The sequence below is a fragment of the Pseudomonas sp. MD195_PC81_125 genome (genome assembly GCF_014060985.1).
GTDB classification, from domain to species: domain Bacteria; phylum Pseudomonadota; class Gammaproteobacteria; order Pseudomonadales; family Pseudomonadaceae; genus Aquipseudomonas; species Aquipseudomonas parakoreensis.
Genome location: NZ_JABULD010000590.1, coordinates 1 through 3,743, shown reverse-complemented (window position 1 = coordinate 3,743; position 3,743 = coordinate 1). Strand labels below are relative to the sequence as shown.

The window sequence follows — 3,743 nt, the reverse complement described above, 5'->3', positions numbered from 1 at the left end:
CAAGCCAGCTCCCACAGGGTCTGTGATGTTCACAAAAATATGTGCCCACTGGAGTTCCTTGTGGGAGCTGGCTTGCCAGCGATGGGGCCTGACCGGTCACCCGAGAAACCACCCGGTTTCAAACCTGCGACACCCCGCCACGCCACGACCTTGGTCGACACTGACTAACCGCCGCACTCATGCGAGACTGTCCGCCCGGGCAGGATTGCCGGGGAGTCTTTTGTCGGGAGTGTTGCATGTCGTTGTCCACCGGGCTGATCGCCGCCGTCGCCCTGGCCTATATGGCCATCATGTTCGCCATCGCCTTCTACGGCGACCGTCGCAGCACGCCGTTGCCGCCGCGGATGCGCGCGTGGGTGTACAGCCTGTCGCTGGCGGTTTATTGCACCAGTTGGACGTTCTTCGGCGCGGTCGGCCAAGCCGCCGAACAGCTGTGGTCATTCCTGCCGATCTACCTCGGACCGATCCTGTTGCTGCTGGGCGCGCCGTGGGTCCTGCAGAAAATGGTGATGATCAGTAAACAGGAGAACATCACCTCGATTGCCGACTTCATCGCCGCGCGCTACGGCAAATCGCAATCGCTGGCAGTGGTGGTCGCGCTGATCTGCCTGGTCGGCGTCCTCCCTTATATCGCCCTGCAACTCAAAGGCATCGTCCTCGGCGTGAACCTGTTGATCGGCGCCGGTGCCGACGCCATGGGCACCCGCGCCCAGGACACCGCGCTGATCGTGTCGCTGGTGCTGGCGCTGTTCACCATCGTCTTCGGTACGCGCAACCTCGACGCCACCGAGCACCACCGCGGCATGGTGCTGGCGATTGCCTTTGAATCACTGGTCAAGTTGTTCGCCTTTCTTGCTGTCGGCGCCTTCGTCACCTTCGGCCTGTATGACGGTTTCGACGACCTGTTCAATCAGGCCATGCTCGCGCCACGACTGGAGCAATACTGGAAAGAAACCATCAACTGGCCGTCGATGGTGGTGCAAACGGGTGTGGCGATGATGGCGATCATCTGCCTGCCACGACAGTTTCACGTCACGGTGGTGGAGAACATCGACCCGCAGGATCTGCGTCTGGCCAAGTGGGTGTTCCCGGCCTATCTGGCGCTGGCCGCGCTGTTCGTGGTGCCGATCGCCCTCGCCGGGCAGATGATGCTGCCGAGCCACGTACTGCCCGACTCCTTCGTGATCAGCCTGCCACTGGCCCAGGCCCATCCGGCCCTGGCGTTGCTGGCGTTCATCGGCGGTGCGTCAGCGGCTACCGGCATGGTGATTGTGGCCAGTGTGGCGCTGTCGACCATGGTTTCCAACGACATGCTCTTGCCGTGGTTGCTGCGCCGTAACAACGCCGAGCGCCCGTTCGAAGTGTTCCGCCAATGGATGCTTTCGGTGCGCCGCGTGAGCATTGTGCTGATTCTGTTGCTGGCCTACGTCAGCTACCGTTTGCTCGGCTCCACCGCGAGCCTGGCGACCATCGGCCAGATCGCCTTCGCCGCCGTCACCCAACTCGGCACCGGCGATGCTTGGCGCGCTGTACTGGAAACAGGCCAACCGCCGTGGGGTATTCGCCGGTCTGGCCGCCGGTACATTCCTCTGGTTTTACACGCTGATCCTGCCGATTGCCGCCCACAGCCTTGGCTGGTCGCTGAGCACGTTCCCGGGCCTTTCGTGGCTGCACAGTAACCCGCTGAACCTGCCGATCACCCCGCTGACCCAAGGCGTGGTGCTGTCACTGGCGGGCAACTTCACGCTGTTTGCATGGGTCTCGGTGTTGTCGCGCACGCGGGTCTCGGAACACTGGCAGGCCGGGCGCTTCATCGGCCAGGAAATCAGTGCTCGGCCGAGTGCGCGTTCGATGCTCGCGGTGCAGATTGATGATTTGCTGCAACTGGCGGCACGCTTTGTCGGTGAAGAACGCGCGCGACAGAGCTTCATTCGTTTCGCTTACCGCCAGGGCAAGGGCTTCAACCCGAACCAGAATGCTGACGGCGAATGGATCGCCCACACCGAACGCTTGTTGGCCGGCGTACTCGGCGCTTCTTCGACACGGGCGGTGGTAAAAGCCGCGATTGAAGGTCGGGAAATGCAGCTGGAGGACGTCGTCCGCATCGCTGACGAAGCTTCGGAAGTCCTGCAATTCAACCGCGCCTTGCTGCAAGGCGCGATCGAAAACATCACTCAAGGCATCAGCGTGGTCGACCAGTCGCTGAAACTGGTGGCATGGAACCGGCGCTATCTGGAGCTGTTCAACTACCCGGACGGTTTGATCAGCGTCGGCCGGCCGATTGCCGACATCATTCGCTACAACGCCGAACGCGGCTTGTGCGGCCCCGGCGAGGCGGAAGTCCACGTTGCCCGGCGCCTGCACTGGATGCGTCAGGGCCGTGCGCATACCTCCGAACGCTTGTTCCCCAACGGCCGGGTGATCGAGCTGATCGGCAACCCGATGCCCGGCGGCGGCTTCGTCATGAGTTTCACCGACATCACTGCGTTCCGCGAGGCCGAGCAGGCGTTGACCGAGGCCAACGAAGGTTTGGAGCAACGGGTCAGCGAGCGCACCCAAGAGCTGTCGCAGCTCAACGTTGCACTGACTGAAGCCAAGGGCCATGCCGAGGCCGCGAATCAGTCGAAAACCCGTTTCCTCGCCGCCGTCAGCCATGACCTGATGCAGCCGCTAAACGCCGCGCGCCTGTTCTCTGCCGCCCTCTCCCCACCAGGACGACGGCTTGAGCAGCGAGGCGCAGAAACTGGTGCAACACCTCGACAGTTCGCTGCGTTCGGCAGAAGACCTGATCAGCGACCTGCTGGATATTTCCCGCCTGGAGAACGGCAAGATCAACCCCGATCGCAAGCCGTTCGCGGTCAACGAGCTGTTCGACACCCTCGGCGCCGAATTCAAGGCGCTGGCGCAGGAACAAGGGCTGACGTTCCGGGTGCGCGGCAGCCAGTTGCGCATCGACAGCGACATCAAATTGCTGCGGCGGATCTTGCAGAACTTCCTGACCAACGCGTTCCGCTACGCCAAAGGGCCGGTGTTGCTGGGCGTGCGTCGACGCGGCAGTGAACTGTGTCTGGAAGTGTGGGATCGCGGACCGGGGATTCCGGAAGACAAGCAACAGGTGATTTTCGAGGAGTTCAAACGCCTCGACAGCCATCAGACCCGCGCCGAAAAAGGCCTCGGCCTGGGCCTGGCGATTGCCGACGGTTTGTGTCGCGTGCTCGGCCATACCTTGCGCGTACGTTCGTGGCCGGGACGCGGTAGCGTGTTCAGTGTCAGCGTGCCATTGGCCCGGGCGCAAGCGCTGCCGCAAAGCGCCGCGGTGGAGTTGAACGGCAAGTTGCTCAGCGGCGCGCAAGTGCTGTGCATCGACAACGAAGACAGCATTTTGATTGGCATGAACAGCCTGCTCACCCGCTGGGGCTGTCAGGTGTGGACGGCGCGCAATCGCGAAGAATGCGCGGCGTTGCTCAACGAGGGTGTGCGGCCGCAACTGGCATTGGTCGACTATCACCTCGACCACGGCGATACCGGAACCGAGCTGATGGCGTGGCTGCGCACCACGTTAGGCGAGCCAGTGCCGGGGGTGGTGATCAGCGCCGATGGCCGCCCGGAGACGGTGGCGCAGGTGCATGCGGCAGGGCTGGATTATCTGGCCAAACCGGTGAAACCGGCGGCATTGCGGGCGTTGTTGAGTCGGTATGTGCCGCTGTAAAAGCAAAAGATCGCAGCCTTCGGCAGCTCCTACA

The 3,743-nt window shown here is 62.8% G+C and carries 1 pseudogene; it reads left to right on the top strand.

The features are described from left to right. Positions 1-236 precede the first annotated feature (236 nt). Positions 237-3,709 (top strand): annotated as a pseudogene (locus HT737_RS23945) (NahK/ErcS family hybrid sensor histidine kinase/response regulator). Positions 3,710-3,743: the final 34 nt, after the last annotated feature.